General features: G+C 58.9%; 24 protein-coding genes. 8 read left to right on the top strand and 16 right to left on the bottom strand.

Annotated features, from left to right (window positions below):
- Positions 1 to 40 precede the first annotated feature (40 nt).
- The 16 genes from PH562_RS18865 to PH562_RS18790 all read right to left on the bottom strand — a co-directional run bounded on the left by PH562_RS18865 (position 41) and on the right by PH562_RS18790 (position 13,328).
- Positions 41 to 1,291: a phage major capsid protein gene (locus PH562_RS18865; RefSeq protein ID WP_483315363.1), complete on the bottom strand. Its 1,251-nt coding sequence runs from the start codon at positions 1,289 to 1,291 to the stop codon at positions 41 to 43.
- A 70-nt stretch (positions 1,292 to 1,361) separates the two neighbouring features.
- Entirely contained in the window at positions 1,362 to 2,018 is a 657-nt protein-coding gene (locus PH562_RS18860) for an HK97 family phage prohead protease (RefSeq protein WP_285174696.1), read from the bottom strand.
- Positions 2,019 to 2,034: 16 nt separating this feature from the next.
- Positions 2,035 to 3,255, bottom strand: a complete 1,221-nt coding sequence (locus tag PH562_RS18855; protein ID WP_285174694.1) for a phage portal protein — start codon at positions 3,253 to 3,255, stop codon at positions 2,035 to 2,037.
- The gene (locus PH562_RS18850; protein ID WP_285174692.1) at positions 3,252 to 4,841 is read right to left on the bottom strand and encodes a terminase large subunit; all 1,590 of its coding nucleotides are present in this window, start codon (positions 4,839 to 4,841) and stop codon (positions 3,252 to 3,254) included. The genes PH562_RS18855 and PH562_RS18850 overlap by 4 nt, the downstream gene beginning before the upstream one ends.
- 104 nt (positions 4,842 to 4,945) lie before the next feature.
- Positions 4,946 to 5,401 carry a hypothetical protein gene (locus PH562_RS18845; protein ID WP_285174690.1) on the bottom strand — a complete coding sequence of 152 codons (456 nt, stop codon included), beginning with the start codon at positions 5,399 to 5,401 and terminating at the stop codon, positions 4,946 to 4,948.
- 81 nt (positions 5,402 to 5,482) lie between these two features.
- Complete coding sequence (locus PH562_RS18840) at positions 5,483 to 5,749, bottom strand: hypothetical protein (protein ID WP_285174688.1); 267 nt, start codon at positions 5,747 to 5,749, stop codon at positions 5,483 to 5,485.
- A 54-nt stretch (positions 5,750 to 5,803) separates the two neighbouring features.
- Positions 5,804 to 6,016: an HNH endonuclease gene (locus PH562_RS18835; RefSeq protein WP_285174686.1), complete on the bottom strand. Its 213-nt coding sequence runs from the start codon at positions 6,014 to 6,016 to the stop codon at positions 5,804 to 5,806.
- A gap of 366 nt (positions 6,017 to 6,382) precedes the next feature.
- The gene (gene nusG, locus PH562_RS18830) at positions 6,383 to 7,021 is read right to left on the bottom strand and encodes a transcription termination/antitermination protein NusG (RefSeq protein WP_285174684.1); all 639 of its coding nucleotides are present in this window, start codon (positions 7,019 to 7,021) and stop codon (positions 6,383 to 6,385) included.
- The gene (locus PH562_RS18825; protein ID WP_285174682.1) at positions 7,005 to 8,156 is read right to left on the bottom strand and encodes a helix-turn-helix domain-containing protein; all 1,152 of its coding nucleotides are present in this window, start codon (positions 8,154 to 8,156) and stop codon (positions 7,005 to 7,007) included. The genes nusG and PH562_RS18825 overlap by 17 nt, the downstream gene beginning before the upstream one ends.
- Positions 8,153 to 9,997, bottom strand: a complete 1,845-nt coding sequence (locus tag PH562_RS18820; protein WP_285174680.1) for a DNA cytosine methyltransferase — start codon at positions 9,995 to 9,997, stop codon at positions 8,153 to 8,155. Before PH562_RS18820 ends, PH562_RS18825 begins: the two co-directional genes overlap by 4 nt.
- A gap of 195 nt (positions 9,998 to 10,192) precedes the next feature.
- Positions 10,193 to 10,492, bottom strand: coding sequence for a hypothetical protein (locus tag PH562_RS18815; RefSeq protein WP_112399291.1), 300 nt, complete (start codon positions 10,490 to 10,492; stop codon positions 10,193 to 10,195).
- On the bottom strand, positions 10,489 to 11,961 hold the full coding sequence (locus PH562_RS18810) for a Spo0J and IME4 domain-containing protein (protein ID WP_285174676.1): 1,473 nt from the start codon (positions 11,959 to 11,961) through the stop codon (positions 10,489 to 10,491). Before PH562_RS18810 ends, PH562_RS18815 begins: the two co-directional genes overlap by 4 nt.
- On the bottom strand, positions 11,958 to 12,155 hold the full coding sequence (locus PH562_RS18805) for a DUF6525 family protein (RefSeq protein ID WP_285174674.1): 198 nt from the start codon (positions 12,153 to 12,155) through the stop codon (positions 11,958 to 11,960). Before PH562_RS18805 ends, PH562_RS18810 begins: the two co-directional genes overlap by 4 nt.
- Entirely contained in the window at positions 12,152 to 12,388 is a 237-nt protein-coding gene (locus tag PH562_RS18800) for a hypothetical protein (RefSeq protein WP_285174673.1), read from the bottom strand. The genes PH562_RS18805 and PH562_RS18800 overlap by 4 nt, the downstream gene beginning before the upstream one ends.
- Complete coding sequence (locus tag PH562_RS18795) at positions 12,385 to 12,855, bottom strand: phage regulatory CII family protein (protein ID WP_285174671.1); 471 nt, start codon at positions 12,853 to 12,855, stop codon at positions 12,385 to 12,387. Before PH562_RS18795 ends, PH562_RS18800 begins: the two co-directional genes overlap by 4 nt.
- 281 nt (positions 12,856 to 13,136) lie before the next feature.
- On the bottom strand, positions 13,137 to 13,328 hold the full coding sequence (locus tag PH562_RS18790) for a transcriptional regulator (RefSeq protein ID WP_246698850.1): 192 nt from the start codon (positions 13,326 to 13,328) through the stop codon (positions 13,137 to 13,139).
- A gap of 78 nt (positions 13,329 to 13,406) precedes the next feature.
- Here PH562_RS18790 and PH562_RS18785 point away from each other — a divergent pair, with 78 nt between their 5' ends.
- From PH562_RS18785 to dnaN, 8 genes are all read left to right on the top strand, one after another.
- The gene (locus tag PH562_RS18785; RefSeq protein WP_285174666.1) at positions 13,407 to 14,147 is read left to right on the top strand and encodes an XRE family transcriptional regulator; all 741 of its coding nucleotides are present in this window, start codon (positions 13,407 to 13,409) and stop codon (positions 14,145 to 14,147) included.
- A 497-nt stretch (positions 14,148 to 14,644) separates the two neighbouring features.
- Positions 14,645 to 14,839, top strand: coding sequence for a hypothetical protein (locus PH562_RS18780; protein ID WP_285174664.1), 195 nt, complete (start codon positions 14,645 to 14,647; stop codon positions 14,837 to 14,839).
- Between the two features lie 81 nt (positions 14,840 to 14,920).
- Positions 14,921 to 15,190 (top strand): hypothetical protein, encoded by a 270-nt coding sequence (locus PH562_RS18775; protein WP_285174661.1) that lies wholly within the window; start codon positions 14,921 to 14,923, stop codon positions 15,188 to 15,190.
- 61 nt (positions 15,191 to 15,251) lie between these two features.
- Positions 15,252 to 15,383, top strand: coding sequence for a hypothetical protein (locus PH562_RS18770; protein ID WP_285174659.1), 132 nt, complete (start codon positions 15,252 to 15,254; stop codon positions 15,381 to 15,383).
- 2 nt (positions 15,384 to 15,385) lie between these two features.
- Positions 15,386 to 15,709, top strand: coding sequence for a hypothetical protein (locus PH562_RS18765; protein WP_285174657.1), 324 nt, complete (start codon positions 15,386 to 15,388; stop codon positions 15,707 to 15,709).
- Positions 15,706 to 16,284 carry a hypothetical protein gene (locus PH562_RS18760; protein WP_285174656.1) on the top strand — a complete coding sequence of 193 codons (579 nt, stop codon included), beginning with the start codon at positions 15,706 to 15,708 and terminating at the stop codon, positions 16,282 to 16,284. Before PH562_RS18765 ends, PH562_RS18760 begins: the two co-directional genes overlap by 4 nt.
- Positions 16,284 to 16,628, top strand: coding sequence for a hypothetical protein (locus PH562_RS18755; RefSeq protein WP_285174654.1), 345 nt, complete (start codon positions 16,284 to 16,286; stop codon positions 16,626 to 16,628). Before PH562_RS18760 ends, PH562_RS18755 begins: the two co-directional genes overlap by 1 nt.
- On the top strand, positions 16,621 to 17,748 hold the full coding sequence (gene dnaN / locus PH562_RS18750; protein WP_285174651.1) for a DNA polymerase III subunit beta: 1,128 nt from the start codon (positions 16,621 to 16,623) through the stop codon (positions 17,746 to 17,748). The genes PH562_RS18755 and dnaN overlap by 8 nt, the downstream gene beginning before the upstream one ends.
- Positions 17,749 to 17,750: the final 2 nt, after the last annotated feature.

The raw sequence follows: 17,750 nt of genomic DNA, 5'->3' as shown, positions 1-17,750 counted from the left end.
AAGCGGGCGGATCGCGCCGCCCGCTGTGATGAGCCGAAAATCAGGCCACGCGGCCAAAGTCGCCGTAGATGAAGGCTTCCGGACGGTAGACGGCCAGAGCAAGACGCTCTTCGATCAGCATGGTGATCAGGTTCTTGATGAAGTCGTCCTCGTTCTCGGTGGCGATTTCGACACGCGCCATCCAGCGGTCGAAAACCTGTGCACCGAGCTTGAAGGCGCCGGTCAGGAACTTATCGACGGCCATCGCCTGGGTCTGCACGACGGGCAGGCCCCAGAGCGTCGGCGCAATATTGCCCTGCGGATTGCCGATGATGTAGCGACCGGTCGTATCCTTCAGGGTCTCGACCCAAGCCCAATCGATCGGATTCATGACATGGCCGGTCGCCGGGTATTCCGCAAGGACAGCCTGCAGCATCGCAAGGCGAATGATGTCGATGCTGGTCGGATCGGTAAGCGCGATCGGCGCAGCATAGGCGGTCGCCTGAGGCACGATGCCAAGCAGGTTCTGGCCGGTGCCGTCGCCGTTGAGGAGCTGGGTCTCCTCCTTGAACGCGAGCCCGTATCGACCACGCCCGTCGATATAGGAGGCCAGCTGCGCGAAATCCTCCAGGGCCTGGCGAGAGGCCTTGAAGTGATGGGCGATGACCTTGGCCGAGGTATTCTTCAGCGCGAACTTGATATCGGACTGCGGTTTCGCTGCCCCTTCCGCGACCATGCCGGCACCATTGGTGAAGCCGGTTTCCTGAACATATTCGAGGACGCCACCATCCATCCGGCCAGGCGTGATCAGGTCACGAACCGTCATGCGGCGCTCGGGCGGTGCGACGATGCCGGGAAGACGGGTCGGAGGAATGGCCGCTCCGATGGCGCCCGCGGTATCGGTCGTGGCGGTCGTGATGATCGCCTTGACCTGCATGTCGATCCGGCCGCGCGGCGTGCCCTGACCGAGGAATTCCTTGACCTTGGCATCCTCTACGAACTGCTGGCCGAGGCTCTTTTCCGCGTCGGCATCATTGCCGCGATTGCGGGCGAGCTTCTGCTCGAACTCGGCAACCTGCTCCATGAGGCCATTCATCTTGAGCAGTGCTTCGTCGGCCTTTTCCTTCAGACCCGCCGAGAGTTCTCCGCTCTTCTTGGCTTCACCAAGCGCCTTCTCGGCAAGTTCCTTGGTCTCGTCCATGGACTTCTGGAACAGAGTCTTGACCTCTTCGGCAAGTTCCTTCGCCGATTTGGTGTCGTGGCCTCCGGCATCACGCAAATAGCGGCCTGCCGCACGTTCATTCGCACTCATTGCGCCGAGCACAGCAAAGGCCGACGCGTAGAAACGCATCTTCATTTTCATGGTAGTCTCCAATGTTGGATTAGCGCAGGAGAGCCTGCAGGAAGGTGGTAGCCTCGCTAACCGGCGCCTCGGGCTCCCCCCGAAGATGCGGTGCGGCCTTGCTGGCAATCGCCGTTGCAAGGGCTTTCGAGAAACCGCCTGCATCCCGCAGGAAGTCTTCGAACTCACGGACGGTCGGCATCTTGCCGGCGTCCAGAATGGATTTTACCGAGGTAACGCGAGCCTCGACATTCATTGGCATCGTGACGAGCGAAATCTCACGAAGGTCGACAGTCTTGAGGCGGCTGACACCGCGCCGCTTCTCATCCTCGACAATTCCGCCAGGAGGAATGCGATAGCCGATGGACATTCCGCCGATCGCCTTCGCCTTCAGCAAACCGTGGGCTCGCTTGGCAAGCGGGTCGTGATCGACGAGCAACTGTCCCTTGACGTAAAGGCCTTTCGCGTCTTCGGAAATATCTTTCCAAAATCCGATTGGCTCCCGCTGATCATGCTGCCAGAGCATGGGAATGGTGCGCTTGTCCGATTTGGCCTTCACGATGCTTTCGATGAAGGCGCCAGGCTCGACGACATCGCCGCCCTGATCGACGTTCCCGAAGGTGGAGGCATAGCCCTCGAATTCGCCTGCATCACCGACACTCTTGGTATCGAGCACGAAATCATAATTGTGGGTCATGTCGCACTCCGCGAATTCAATTGTTCGGGACATTGGGAAGATTCCCACTTTCGTTGATGGGAACATTCTGCATCTGCATGCGCGGGACATCGCCGCCCGGAACGGCCGGCATGTTTTCAAGGGCGCGGACTTCGTTGATCGTCATCGCGCCGATCTGCGTCATCGTTTGATAGAATGTCGCGCGCGCCGAGCTGTCGCCGCGCAACAGTCCATCAAGGTTGAATTCGATCGTGGTTCCTGCTGCGCGCTCCACTGGCGTCAGCAGCTGCTTTTCGAGCGCTTGCTCAATGCGCTTCAAGCGACGACGAAGAGTGAACTTCTGAAATCCCAAGACCTGTTCCGAAAGGCCGGAGCCGAAGCTAGTCACCTTCTCCGTGTGACCGATCATGAACGGAGGGACGCCGAAGAAGCGGCAAATCTCCTGAACCGAAAACGCGCGTGACTGGAGCATCTGAGCGTCTTCCGGTTTCATATCGATAACCTGAAGCTTCTGGCCTCCCTCAAGAACGAATGGCTTGCCGGCATTGACCGCGCCGACGAACTTCTCTTCGAGCTTGCCGTCGATGTCCTTCCGCTGCTGGTCAGTGAGCCACTTCTCGAACGTCAGCGTGACGCCCGGCCGCATCCCGTTCGCGAACATCTTTCCGGCCGTCTTGTCGATCGTCCTCGCAAGTCCAAAGGCATGCCGGCCAAAATGCAGGGTGGACATGCCGCCAAGAGGGTCTCCGCCGAAACCGCGGATATGAAGAACACCGCGATCCGACTCGATGTATGATTTTCCGTTATCGGTCCAAGAATATTGGATCGACCCATCCGACAAGCGCCGCACGTTCATGCATGCCGGGTTGACCGGAACAAGCCCGATGATGGCAGTTGTCGATCGCAGGATCTGGGCATAGGCATTGCCGCGAAGCTCGATCGATGCCGCGACGAAATCCCAGAAATCGACCGCCGTCTGATCATAGTTCGGGCTATCGTGCAGAATGCGATAGAGCGGGTGATCCTTCGCAACGATCCTGTTTCCCGAGCCGTCGATGCGGTAAACCATAAGCGGCAAGGACGAAATCGTGCCGGAGATCAGGTTTACGCAGGCCCACACCGATGAAATCGTCATGACGTTGGCATCGTTGACGCTCTCGCCCGCATCGCTCGCGGAGCCGGTTCGCGACCATCCGTCTGGACTGCGCAACGAAAGGGTGCGCACAACGGCATTCGCCATCTTCTGCAGAATGTTCACGCTGCCCCCGCGAATTGCTTGAAGTAGTCCGCCTCGCCAGCACCGGAGGCCTCCGGGTTAAGCTCCATGAGCTTGCCGGCGTTTAGCATCGCCATGAACGGATCGATCTTCGCCCAGGCCTCTTTCTTATCGACGAGGACCAGAGTCGGACGATGCTCAAGTTTCACATTGCTCACGCACCAAGCCATGAGGTCAGAACCGGAGTGTTTGAACGTCCCGTCCATCAGTTTGCGCTCGATACCGAAGACGGCGGAGCTAAGCCGGCCGCCTTGGGGAACGGAGCGAACCTGCGGATCGACGATCTCCCGCACTGCCAGTTCCTCGACGAGGGCGGTAATGCCCCACGCATCGACGCCGACACCGCCATCCTCTGGCAAGAGACCGGCGTCGCGAACGCGAGCTATTATGGCTGCGGCCTCTTCTGCATCCTGCGTAGGTCGCTCGCAAATGACGAGATCACCACCCTCGCGGGCGAAGCCGTTCAGCAGTTCGGCAATATTCTTGCGAGCCTTCAAAACCGAAGGATGGCACCATGCTCTTATCCAGAGCAACCATTGCCGCGTCACCTTGTGTCGGCCGATCAGCGCGAGGCCCCAAAGATCATCAAGGCCACCGGCATCACCGCCCGCAACGATCACATCGCAATTTTCGATGAGATATTCGAGGGTGATTGCCTTATCGACCGCCGCCTCCCAATAATCGACGCCGCCCCAACGGTCGCCATGCATCGCCATCCCGATTTGGACATTGAGATGCTGCGATGCCCAACGCCGACGCTCTTCCTCGCCCTTCTCCGATGCTTCCTTCCACTCCTCCATTAACCGGGCGATGGTGATCGACAGGTTGAGGTTCGGGAGAACCATCGGCCAATTTGCCGGGTCGCTCCAAGGCTGATCCGGATGGCGCTGCATTGCCTCTGGGAACTCATAGAGGACCGGAAGCGTGCGAGCGTCTGTTATCTTGCCATCTCGAACATTGCGGGCATATTCGAGTTCGACCTTGAACGGCCCGGACGGCGGCTCGTCGCTCTGGGTCGTGATGATGATCAGGAACGATTCCGGGTTCGGAATGAGACCGCCGCTGATCTGCCCCAGGACACGCGAGGCGTACGAATAAGCCGACATGACGTGCAGCTCATCAAGCAGAACGCCGACCGGTTTAACGCCAGTCATCACCTTCATATCGAAGGTCTTGATCTTCAGCTTCGCCTTAGTGAGGCGATCCTTGATCGTCTTCTGGTGCTCGATGCACTGGAATCGCTTGGACAAATATTCATCCGCCTCGATCATACCGGATGCCTGCTGGAATGCCGTATCGGCAACATCCTGCGTCGGCCCGACCAGAAGAAATTCGGCACGCGGTCGGCGGTTCATGAGGAGCGCCGTCACCATGATGCCGGCGCCGCCGGTCGTCTTCGAATTCTTCTTCGGCACCAGGCCAAAGACCTTGCGGACGTGGCGCTCGCCGTCTTCATCGATCGAACCGAAGACAGCCCGAACGATATCGCGGAACCAGTCGCCTGCACCTTCCTCCATGGTCGGCTGACCGTGAACGTCGGGAAGGCGTAGCTTGTTGAAGATCTTCACCGCCCTGTCACCCTCTTCCGTGTCTAGGGGAAGAGCAGGCACAAGCGAGCGGCCAGACTTCAGGCGCTCAATCCAATCAGGGCAAGAGAACTGCCATTCCGCCTTTATTGAAGAAGCGTACCCCATTCCGTTCCCTCATGCGCGGTCTGCGCTTCGCGGTTGGCGGTCTCCTTCTTACCGAGACGCTCCTGTTTCTCTGCCTTCGGGGCAATCGGCACGGCCGGCTTGCCCTGCTTGTCGATGATGTCGAAGACGCGAGAAATGGCGACAGAATTGCCGGACTTCATTTTCTTCAGCGTCACTTCGAGCGCCATGCCCTCGATGATATCGAGACCCTGTTCAAGCTCTCGGGAAAAATTCTTGCGCAAAGTCTTCTCGTCGCAGCCGATGTAGTTGGCGATACGCGATTGGGTCCAGCCAGCGGCGCGCAGAAGGGATACAAGCTCTTGATTTTCCTTGTTCTTTCCGAACGATGGCCGGCCGCGACGATCCTTGATAGGCAAGATCGGGTCGCCGAACATGTCGCGTTCTTGGACCAGCTCGGATTTTTCGTCTGACACGGGAAAAAACTCTCCGAATGAATGGGGCGCGGGTCTAGGCCGGAAGGGCTTTCGAACTTTTGACCCACCCCCCCTGTCGGGTCAGGCCGGGGCTGCCGGGTCGGCCTCGATGAAGTCGAGGTAGAACCGCTTGCCGGGTTCGATCTTGCCGAGGAGTGCGGGGTTCGCCACCGTTATGGTCAGCTCGCCCTGCGGGGAGAACTTCGCATAGGTGTTATCCTCGTCGTAACCGCTCTCTGGGTAGGAACCGCTCTTGGCAACGGCAACCATCTTCAGCCGGTCGCTGCCTTCAAAACGATTGACTTCTGTCACGCGCATCTTGGCGCGCATCGTTACCTGTTCGCTCATGCGACTTCTCCTTGCTGTGGCCTGCTTGCGTTCATGATGAGACGCAGGCGTATCTCACCAACTCCGAAACGATTGACGTTCCTGCTTCTGCTTCAAGCTGTCGTGACATGGCTTGCAGAGGCAATGAAGGTTGTTCTCATCCCAGAACAACGCCTCGTCGCCATGGTGCGGTGTCTTGTGGTCTGCCACGAGCTGCGAGGTATCAGCCTCGATGCGACCGCATCCCTTCATCTGGCACGTGAAGAGATCACGAACCAGAACGCTCATGCGCAGCTTCTGCCATCGAGCCGTCTTATACCAGGCACGCCATGGCTGTGTGCGATCACGCTCGCGATGGCGCAGCGCCTCCGCTTCCTCTCTGGTCGATGGCGCAGCGATGCGCGATCCAAGAGCCTTCAGCCGTGGTTTGATAGATGAGAGCCTGCCCATAACCATTAAATGAAAAAGGCGACCAACTGGCCGCCCATCTGTAAGTCATAGCTTGCGCACTGGCCTTGAATCGATGCTTCAGGAGAAGCAGTTCAAGGCGGGGTCCGACCGGTGTACCGACCCCGGAACTTTCGTTCCCGCCCGTTACGGCGTTCTCAGGGGCTCACTTCAGGATCATCGGATCATCCGTGGAACGATTTGTAGTCATACCTTTTCGAGGATTGCAAGAGGCATGAGCGTTGGCGTCGTGCGTCCGAATATGTCTATCTCGATAACAGCATCACCACGGCCATCGTCCCTGCATGAGACGATCTTGCCGCATAAGGATGCGAAGGGTCCAGAGGCGACACGCACCGTCTCGCCAATCTTGAAGACAACCGTCTGACGCTCCCAATCAAGGGAGCCGTCGTCAGCCAGCGCCTTGAATCTATTGACCTCTGAATTCGGCACTCGACGCGGGTTGATGCATCCTCCGAGAATGCCAATGACATGTTCGATACCCTGAATACCAAGGAAAGCCTCGTCACTGATCATGAAGCGAACAAGCACATAGCTGGTCATGACGGGGATCATTTTCGAGGGAATAACGCGACCTCTACGGCGATATTCCGGACCTTTGCGCATCGGCACAAGCGCCTCGACACCAGCGTCGTCGAGTGCGTTCTTCACAGCTATTTCGCGTCCAGACATCACTCTGACGGCGAACCAGGGCGAATCAGCATGCGCACGAAGCGTTGCCGCATGCAGCAGATCAGCCTTGATTCGGCGCATACGATCCTCGAACCGCTCTCCGAAGCTTGCTGCGATTAGCGTTCCATCGAACTTGTCATGCTGCATCATCATGGCCCTTACCCTCGTTCAAACGTTCCTGAAATTCCGCGATGGCATCCTCTGGCTGGCCTGCCGGCACCTGCAGGCGGTTGAAGCCAGAAGTCGGCCAGGGCCAGCCCATGCGCTCTGCCATCGCCTGCCAACGCGCCGCCAAATCGCTTTTGGGATCGACACCGACAAATCGCTCCGATAGGCCGACGAGAAGAGCGGGCACCGGCAAAGGCTTCTGTTCCGAGACCATTCGGGAAGCTTTCGGCCATCCGTATTTCGTCCGGCGCTCCATATCGACGGCGCGAGCCGCTTCCGGGCTGCTTGCTGCCTGCTGCCGCTGGAACGCCGTCATGGCAGGCCAAGCGGTCGCCATCGGCTTCGACACTTCGGCAAGCAACAGCGCCATCCATGGCTGGCTGAAGGGCGCGTGTGTGGTCGGTGGCCCGATCTCGTCTTTCGGGTCTTCCATGCGCTTCCATGCTCGTTCGTTCAGATAAACGGCGGCATAGGTGAATTTCGGGTGCCGTGTCGCCTTCACCGCTGCAATGAAGGCCGGCGTCTTGTCTATGCATTCGGCACGCTCTTCCGCCGTCATGGCGATGAAAGCGTCTCTCGCAGCCTTCTCGCTGCTGTTGAGGCAGGTCGGCCATTTCAGAAACCAAGCCTTGAACTTCCGCTCGATCCTCTTCGGATCTTCATCCGGGGTCGCGCTCGCGCTCCCTCTCTCAGATGATGGTTCTAATGGTGGTTCTATTACGGTTCGGGTGTCACCGTGACACCCGTCTCTGTCTCCGTTGTCACCCGTCTCCTGCTGGATTGTCACCCCTCTGCCATCCTCAACGGGTGACACGCTGTCACCCGTCTCTACCGGCTTGTAGGCGAAGAGACGGCCGAGATCGAAGTCATAGGCGTTGGCGATTCCGGGCCTTCCGGTCGCCTCTCTGACGACGACGAGAATGCCCTCCTTGACGAAATCGGCAAGGATACGCTGGATGGTGCGTTCGGAAAGCTCTGTTTCCGCCGCAAGGCGCGCGACGCCCGGATAAATGCCGCGCCCGTCGTCATCCGCGAAATCAGCGAGACGTACAGCAAGAAGCTTTCGATTGCAGCCGCCCAGGTTCATCTTGAACAGACGGCTCATGATCATAATACTCATGCGGCCATCCTTCGCTCAGTGCGCGCCAGATGGCTGCAATTGGCCGCTACGAGCGCCTTTGCGACGGGCGGGCACACGCTGTTGCCTACGCAGGAGATCTGCACCGCCTTGGAGAAGGGCACCCATGCCGGGCCGCCGTTATGACCGATCCGCGCGGCATCGTAGTAGCCATCAATCTTGTAGTCCGCAGGGAAGCCCTGCGCGTTGAACAGCTCGCGCGGGGTAAGCATGCGCATACCAATATCGACGATGACGAAGGTGTGCCCCTCAACCTCGATTGTGACGAACTCGCGATCATCCCACAGGCCATGCGATCGCATGAAATCTGCAACCTGCCGCGCCCGAGCCGCTTGCGCCTCCGTGAACGGCGGCACTTCGACCACAGCCTCTACATGAGCGTGGCGGGCCTTCACCGTTGCCACGCGCATTGCTTGGTCCTCGCGCGAGCCTTCACCTGTCGCATAGTAGGACTGGAGATATGGCATCACCAATCTGCTCTTGCCCTGTCCATCCGGCATAACAGTCGCTGACGGCTGCGTGGCTGCGTGGCCTATGGAAGTGCCGAAGTCCCGAGCGATATAGGCTGCGGCAACCTGCTGATGACTGCCCGTCTGCGTGATCGTCGAGGAGGCCTCAAGCATGGAACGGCCGGGATTGACGCCGCCGATCCTGCGCCGGTCGCTGTTCGCCTGCGCCATGAAAGCGCACATGACCGAGTTTTGATCCTTCTCGCTGGCCGTGATGGTATGAGCCTGCCCATCAACCGGGCGATTTGAGCCGCCCTGCTGGGCATAGGTGAGGACAGGAGCCAGCAAGCCCAATGGGGCGGCGCCACCTGGCTTCTTTATGAAGCTGTTGGCGGTGATGGTCGGCATCTGATCGCACATCTCGACGCCAACGGCGCCGGTATTGAACCGCTGGATCGATGGGGAGATGCAGTCGCCGCCGACTACATTGACCAAGAAGGCCCGTTTTGCCCTGATGACAAATCGGTCCAGTCCGCGCGCAAGCCGCGTATGGGAAGCTGGCGCCAACGGTCGTTTTGCCTGAACGCCGTATTTCTGCCAAATCTCTTCAGCCGTATCGAAGATCGACGGGCACGGAATGCTCCAATCGATGCAATCGGCGACAATCGGCCAAGCCTGCTTTCTGCCGGCGATCACATCTGGATCATCCGGCGCACCATGCGTGGGCTTCGGCCATACAATCTTGAGGCCATCGAAACGCATTATGATGAACAGGCGCTTGCGGATGGTCGGTGCGCCGTAGTCTCTGCCGCGCAGCTCGCGCATCTCGATTTTCGCGCCGAGCTTCCGGAGCGCCTTGCACCACTTCTGGAACGTCTCTCCCTTCCGCTCAGGGTCCGGAATTTCGCCGCGCGCCGTGACCATCAGCGGCCCGTAATCCTTGAACTCCTCGACGTTCTCCATGATGACGACATCAACCTTGCCGCCGCTATGCTGAATGCGCTCGATCCATCCGGGTATGATCCAGCAGAGATCGCGAATGTTGCGCGAAACCGGCTTGCCGCCTTTGGCCTTGCTGAAGTGCTTGCAATCGGGAGAGAACCAGGCGAGGCCGATATACTTGCCGCGCAGATGCTCAAGGGGATCGATCTTATAGACGTTCTCTGAAAGGTGGATCGTCTCGGGGTGATTGGCAGAATGTAGCGCCAACGCCTCTGCATTGTGGTTGATGGCGTATTCAGGCGACCGACCCAAAGCCATTTCGATGCCCGTCGAGGCACCGCCGCCGCCCGCGAAACTGTCGAATATGATCGGCTCGCCATACTGAAGCGCGCTCGTCGCCATCAGTCCGTCTAATAGGTTGCTGGCGTACATTCAGGCCTCCGTGCTGACGGAAGCCGCTTGGCGACCAATGGGCCGTGAGTAGCCTACACAAGGAGGCGATGCGAAAACGATGTCGACGGCGAGTTGTACACCGAAGACGCCGGAAACCCCCGTCCACCTTTCCTTGTCGGGGTGATTAGCCGCATGAATGGCAACAGCCGTAGCGTCGTGATTGATATGGTCCATTCAGGCCCCCAAGTTGCGCGGCGGCAGGCCGCTTGCGATTCTGTCCATGCGACCGCGCGCGACTTCGATCCCGCAGTAGTCGACGGGACTGCCGTCGTCGCGGCGTGGATTGCGAAGAAAGGAGAGCTCGGCTTCGAGATAGGCGATGCCGGCATGGAATTGAGCGAGCTGCAGACGACGGCGGATATGGCTCTCGTCGCGCAAAAGCTTCGCCAACGACGCGCGGATCAGCCAGCGGGCGCGCTGCTGATCCGTCTCGGCGTCTTCAAGATTATCGACGTCAGGGAGGAAGGCGGTCATGCTGCCTCGCCTTCCGGCGCGCCCGCCTGGTTGCCCCAGAAGTCCCATTTGCCGTTGAGCCGGATATCGCCCGCTTGCAGGCTCTCCTTGCGCTGGAAAAGCTCCAGCTTGCGCATGTCGGGATAAAGCCGCTCGATCTCTTCGGAAAACCAGACCGGCTTGCGGCTATGCTCGGTCTTCACCTCGCTGTAGAGGCTTTCAGGCTTTGCCGTGTAGAGATCGATGCCGGGGAAGTTGCCGCGCTTGCAGATGATCAGGTGTTCGGTGCGGTCGCGGACCCAGCGGCCCATACCGATATTCACCTTGTCCCACGTGATCATGCTGACATAGCTGAAACCCCACGCTCCGATGATTCGCAGCGCATCGGCAAGCCGGTTTGTGGTGGTCCAGAAATACAGGATGGCATCCTGCGTGAACGGGCTGCGTTCGCCTGCGCAGAGCGACATCAGCTCGTCGACCGTCATGGAAGGATATGGCAGGCCCTTGTCCTGCCCGGTCTCGTCGCTCCATGCCTCCTGCTGCCAAGGCACATCGCAATAGCCGACCGCATAGGCCGCGCGCGGCATTTCGCCGGTCGCTCGCTCGCCCTTGTCGGCAATGTGATTGATGAGCGCTGTCCGGATCATCCGCGAATGCTGCTGCCGCTCGGTGCGAATCGCCTTCGCCTTGGCGATGATCTCTTTCTTCTCCGCGCGAAGGACTTCTTCCTGCGCCTGACGCTCAAGGTAGCTCAGCGATTCTCCGGCATTAACGGTGATCTTGCCGGCTTCGATGGCGGCGAGAAGTGCGGGCGCGCCCTGCTCGCGCACCCGCTTAGCGGCGGTAACGGCACGTTCCGAAATCGACATCCGGCGAGCGGCTTCTCGGGTCGGCAAATTTGCTGACCCGGCCGTCGCCTGATTCATGCCCCGCTCCCAATCGACGATCTTCGCCGCGACCATGGCGCGCTGGCTTTCGGTCAGGTGGCGACGGCGCAGGTTGAGCGACAGGACGAAGCCGAGAGGGTCGTCGCCCTCGTAATCCTTGGTCCATGGATCGATCCCGATCCGGTGGCAGGCCTCGTCACGGTTTCGGCCATCGATGATCTTGCCATCGAGAATCCACACCGGTTGCTCCTGGCCGCGCATGCGGATGTCTTCCGCCAGCTCGTCGAGCTCCGCTTCCGAGAACATCGGGAAGAGGCCGGCCAAGGCATGATGTGGAATTCGGTCTGGATAGCGGGGCAGCTCATATCTGCTCCCGTAGCTGTCCTCTGCCTTCGGCGCTGATAGAGGCTGATACTTCTTGGCGCCGGCTTCGGTCGGATACCAGAGATCCGCATCCTTGCTGTCACGGCGCAGCATGCCTTTCACGTTGAGCTTGATGCAGGTCTTGCGCTCGTTGTGGTCGGCGCTGCGCACCTGACCGTCACGAAGAGCCGCACCCATCATGGCTGCGACACGTTCCTGTGCCGTCTTGACCGTATTCATCTCGCCGCCCTCCGCTCGAAACGGAGAATTCCGCGCAGGATCGTTTCCGGCTTGCGGCCTCGCGCAAGGCGCGCTGCGGTCTCCTTGGGATCATAGATAAATGCCGCCCCGGCGATGGCTTGCCGGAGCGGCTTTGGCAGGGAATCGAATGCCCGCATGGCCTCGACCAATGACGACCTGGTGCGCTCCATCATTCGCACCTCATCAGACGGTCGAGATAATCTTCGCCCTTGGGCGTAAGCGTCACGAGATTGATGGCTCCGGGCGTGCGCCGCAGATAACCGCCCCGCGCAGCGTTTCTCGCGCCACATTGGTCGTTCTCGCATTGCAGCAGGTAAGATCTGCCGTGCCGCTGCTGGTGAATTCGCACGCGATAGAGGAGCGTGCGGCCCTTGCGGCTCACGCCGGGTTCGGTGACGGCGCTCATTCGTCGTCTCCGTTTTCGATTTTGACGAGAACCTGCTCGATGGCGCGAATAGCCTCTCGCGCCTCCTTGGCGATCCGCTTACGTTCCAGCGCGTCGACATGCTTATTCAGCAGCGCATCGAGGATGGCGCGGGAAACATCCATGCTTTCCCGCAGAACATCGTGCGCATCCTGCTCGGTCACCGGCCCGCGTGCGGTGTCGGGCTCATCCGGCACCAGCCGATAGCCGAGGAGCCGCGCCATGCCGGCGGCGATGACCGGGCTTTTCGCCTGTCGATCCGCTTCGATGGCGACATCGATCGGAATGAGGCTGTTCGCGTTCTCGTCGTTGAAGGACGAATACTTGGAGAGCGTCGACGCGTTGACGCGCGTCAGCAGCTCGAAGCAGCGAATGCCGCCGCCAAGCGTGTAGCTGGCCTCTGTTACCCCCTTCAGGGAGCGGATCTCTTCCTCAGAAATTATGCGCAAGACAGAACCCCTCGAAAAATCAAGGAAACAAAACTCGGAAATGATTCGGTGCTCGCCGCGAGGTCGCGGGCTATGCGTAGGTCAGCAGATCAAAGGAGGTCCGCATGACCGAAGCGTATGGAATTCGAAAAGCCCGCCAGAGCGGGAGAACTCGCCCTGGCGGGAGTGAGCGCCGCGAAGGTGCCGGCGCTGGGGGAACTGGCCGCGCCAGCCCGGCGGAGCTGACGCGGTTGATCGGCGACCCATTGAGCGGCCCGGATCGCCAGATGGAAAAAGGTTCATCATTCGGCGGCCTCCGGCATTTCGCCGAACACATCGGGCCGAAGCTTATGGCGGGAAACGCCTGTTGCTTTTTCGACAGCAAGCACGCGATCGGCAGGCACGATCTCCCATTGCGCGACCGCCTGCGGCGAGATGCCGAGCGGGCGAGCGATATTGGTCCACCCGCCGGCGGCGTCTCTGGCGAGTCTCAATGCTTCGATTGCTTGTTCGCGGTACGTCATGAGCGCAGATACAAGCATAACTTAAATTCTTTTTCAAGGTACTCTTAAATGGATAGCTTTAAAGAACCGCTTACAAATGCAAGCATGGCTAAGAAGGTAAAAAGCGAGAAGGCAATCCTCGTGGGCGCAGCAATCCGCGCTGCACGCAAGCAGAGACGCTTGGTGATGCAAGACATTGCAACGCACCTTAACGTTGATGTCGCTGCTGTCGGGAATTGGGAAACCGGAAACAATCTGCCCTCGACCGAAAACCTGTTGAAAACGGCAGAATTTCTCGGCATCGATTACGCCGCCCTAGATCGCGGAGAGGTCTCTTTCAAAGACAAGGAAGCCTCACTCAACGAGGCAGAAATCGTCACGGAAGCGGAGCCGCCTCGTATGGGGCCGATGGACATCAAGGTTCTTGGCAGTGGCGTGGGCGGCGACGATGGCGACTTTTTCCTCAACGGGGAAGTAGCGGGCTATGCTCGCCGTCCGCCCGGCCTGGCGCATATCGCCAACGTGTTTGCCATTCATATCCTGTCGGACAGCATGGTCCCAAGGTACGATCCCGGTGAGCTTTTGTACTGCGGCGGCCGCGCGCCAGTGCCGGGCGATCACGTTCTCATCGAAATGCTGCCGGAAGACGGCGAGCGCAATGGGAAGGCCTATGTCAAGAAATTGGTTCGCAGGACAAAGGGCGAGATCATCTGCGAACAGTACAATCCCGCGACCACGATCACGTTCAACGCCTACGCGTTGAAGAACATGTGGCGAATCATCCCGCTGCGCGAGCTGCTGGGCTTTTAGAAGCTACATAGGCGTCAGCCAATCTCCTTCCCTCCGCAGTGAGGAAGGCTGCCTGCACAACAACGTTCTTGCCTGGTAAACCATCGGCTATGCAGCTTGAGCAGGAAAGGCGCATGGCAACCGCCTCCAGGCGGTCAGTTGGCCTGATTCCCAATCGATAAAGGTCGGAAGGGCGCCGCCAGCGCGAGTGCCCGCATACCGCGCATTCAATCGAGATGGAGGCGACATCGCAGATCGTCGGCCCTGTCTTGACATCCATTTTTTCACCCTGATGTTCTTTTTCTGTTCTCATAATTGATTCTTTTCTCCGGCGAGTCGAGTCGAATCTTAATTTCAAGCATTTTCAAGTTACGCTTGAATTCTGATTCGAGTTGTGCTTCTCATTAGCTCGTCCGGTGATCTCCTCCTCCCTAGCCGGATACCAAAGACCGCCGTCGCTCACCCTCCTCCCGAGCGACGGCGGCATGGTCCAAGGAGGCTTTTGAGAGGAAAGAAACATGCAGACAGCCGCATACAACCCCGTCCGAGTCCGCAACATCGCGCAGGAAATGGCCGATCTCGCCCGCGAACGCGGCGAAGGCCTGACGAAAGACGAGTACATGCGCCAGGGCTTCACCGAAGAGCAGATTGCTCGCCACGCACACGATGCGTCGGTGCTCTACGCGCAGTCGCTCAACCGCGTGGCCGCCTGATCCGATCCGGTTGGGCAACCGCCACGTCTCACCCCTGACGTCGGCGGTTTCCCAATCGGAAGCAGGTCAAGGAGATCGACCATGAAGGGCACAAAACTCTCGCCAGCTCAGAGACGCAAGGCCAGCTGCGGTCCAGCGTTCCGCCAGTCGTACATTGATGATGGCTGGAAAGCCGGAGCACCGTACATCATCGCGGCATTTGCGGCATTGCGGCAAATTTCAGAGGCTCGGCGCAAGGTCGCTCGCCATGAGATCAGCGCTATGGATGCAAGGCGCCAGGGCGTCGTCTCGATGATCACCGCCCGCCGAGATATGGCGATGGGACGGCGACTAACTCCTCTTCCAGCCTAGTCATCCGCTTGGGTTTCCGGCCTGCGGGCCGGTTTCCCAATCGGATGCGAGAGGGCAACCAATGGATTATTTCACTCCGGCAATCGGTAATGTCCGGCACGCAAAGCAAAACGGCTTTGTCGGCCTGTTCCTAATCATCCTCATCAACGATCTGCTCGCCGCTGCGGCAGCCTTCTATGTCTTCGGAGGTTGATGATGTCGGCCAACCAGAAACGAAACTGGACGATCTATTTCACCGAAGATGGCGAGTTCTTTGCTGCTTTTGTTCATGGGCATCTAGACCTCCAGAGCTTGGACACCGGCGCGATTGCACGTGAGATCAATGAAATCATCATCCACGATTGGGGCTTCACCGAAGGGCTGGAGCATTTCGACGCAAGCGCCGCAGAGATCGAGAATTTCTGGATCTACGATGCCCACAAGGCCGGCGATACCGACAATGATGAGTATTGCTGGTGGATGTGCGGGGCCGATCAGCCAGGCGCGATCGCCGTGGCTGGATTGAGAGGCCCGCGATGAAGTTCGCTGGCTTCGACACAATCTACGGCGACGAGGACGGCCAGCGCACGCCGTACATGACGCGGGTATGGATCGGCCGTCTTCGCCTTCACATCTTTCACCGCGGTGATGCGGATCCGGATTGCCATGATCATCCGTGGGACTTCTGGACTTTCCCGCTGACCAGCTATGTCGAGGAAGTCGTCGATCCGGATATCTCGGCTCTCGCGCAGGCGGCGAGCTTCGCACCGGTCATTCGTCCTGACTCGCCGATCATCACGCGCAATATCGTTCCCGCGTTCCGCTGGAGCCATAGGCCTTCGACGCATTGTCATCGTGTGCTTGGTCGCTACAGCGGCGTCTATTTCACCGCGAATGGCAAGATGACGGATGAGGCGCCGGCAGACGATACCGACTGGCGCGTGCCGCTCGCTGACAGCCGCAAAATCATAACCATCGTCTGGCGCGGCCGTAGCGGCCGCCGCTGGGGATTTCTCAAACTTCGCGACGGCCGCTTCTGCTGGGTCCATTGGAAGGAATACATCTTCCGTGGCGGCAAGACCGCGCCCTGCGACGACAGCCAGGAGGGCGTTTGATGGCAATTTTTACACGAACGATCAATGTTAGTGCGCACGAGTTAGGTGCCATTGCCGACAAACTGGAAGAGCTTGGCGTAGACCTTCTAACGCTGCCCGTCGTCGAAGTTGAGGCCGAGATTGACGTTTGCGTCGATGATTTTGGGTACGACGAAATCTATCAAGCTTATAATGATGCCGCCGGCGTTAACGGCAACTGGCTGGAGCGGGCATACCGCTTCCTTGCCGAGGGTGACGTTGCCTCCGCGATGGAGGAGATGCATCACAATATAACAGGGCTCGCCCCCCCATCCCACGAAAGGGCAATCGCGGATCTCCTCGGCGGGAGGCGCGCCCATGGCTAAGCCTTATTTCCGCGTCCATAGAAACCAACTGTTTCCCGCGCTGGCCGCCGTCTTTGAAGCCGTCGAACGCAAGGCGACTATCCCGATCCTCGCCAACGTTCTATTGCAGCCGCGCTCTGCGGACCTGCTGTTGCGCGGCACAGATCTCGACATTGAGATTGAGGCGTCATGCGAACTTCTCGAGGAAGGCAACGGCGAGACCGTGACCCTCCTTGGGGAAGATCTTATGAAGATCGTGAAAGGCTTGCCCGAGACCGCCGAAATCGAGTTTGCTCCCGGCGCGTACAATGGCCAGGTTCTCATCCGTAGCGGAAAGTCTCGATTCACGCTGCTTTCATTGCCAAGTGGCGATTTCCCGTCGATCGCCGACAAGGTAAAGGGCGACACGTTTCCCATCAGTATGAGCGTCCTTGCCGACGCTTGCAACAGGGTGCTTTACGCTGTTGGCGTAACGGATGCAGCGCGCATCTTCTTGCAGGGAATATGCTTAAAGCCATACATGAGCGGCGCGAAAATTGCAGTCGCCGGCTGCGACGGACACAATCTCGCGGTCGTCCGTATAGGCACCAATGAGCCTGTCAACTTTCCGACCGTGATCATTCCCGTTCAGATGATCAACGCCATGTGCAAGTTGGTCGGAAAATCCAAATCAACGGCAATCTTCACGATTTCGGAATCGCTGATCAGATTGGAGTGCGACGGCCTGACGATCATCTCAAAATTGATCGACGCACAGTATCCAGAATATGAGCGGCTAATTCCCTCTGCCAACGAAAAAGAAGTCATCGCACCCGTCGCTAATCTTTCAGCTGCCGTGGACCGCGTGTGCATCGTCGCAAACGATGTCGCAAAGGATGTCGTGAAGCTCACGCTTGATGGTGGTTCAATTAAGCTGCAACTCGCAACCTTGGAAGGCGAGGAAGCATATGAGGAGATCGCGGCCGACTGCTTCGGCGACAGCATCGAGATTGGCTTCAACGGCCGCTACCTGAAAGGCATGCTCGGCAGCATTCAGACGCAAGATGTCGCCATGTATTTTTCAGATGGTGGCACGGCTGGCCTATTCAAGCCGACGATCGAGAGTGACGAACTCTACATCATCATGCCGAAAAGGGTCTGACG

The organism is Rhizobium centroccidentale, from assembly GCF_030182565.1.
Lineage (GTDB): Bacteria > Pseudomonadota > Alphaproteobacteria > Rhizobiales > Rhizobiaceae > Rhizobium.
The sequence above is the reverse complement of the archived record's forward strand: the minus strand, read 5'-3'. Positions and strand labels throughout refer to the sequence as shown.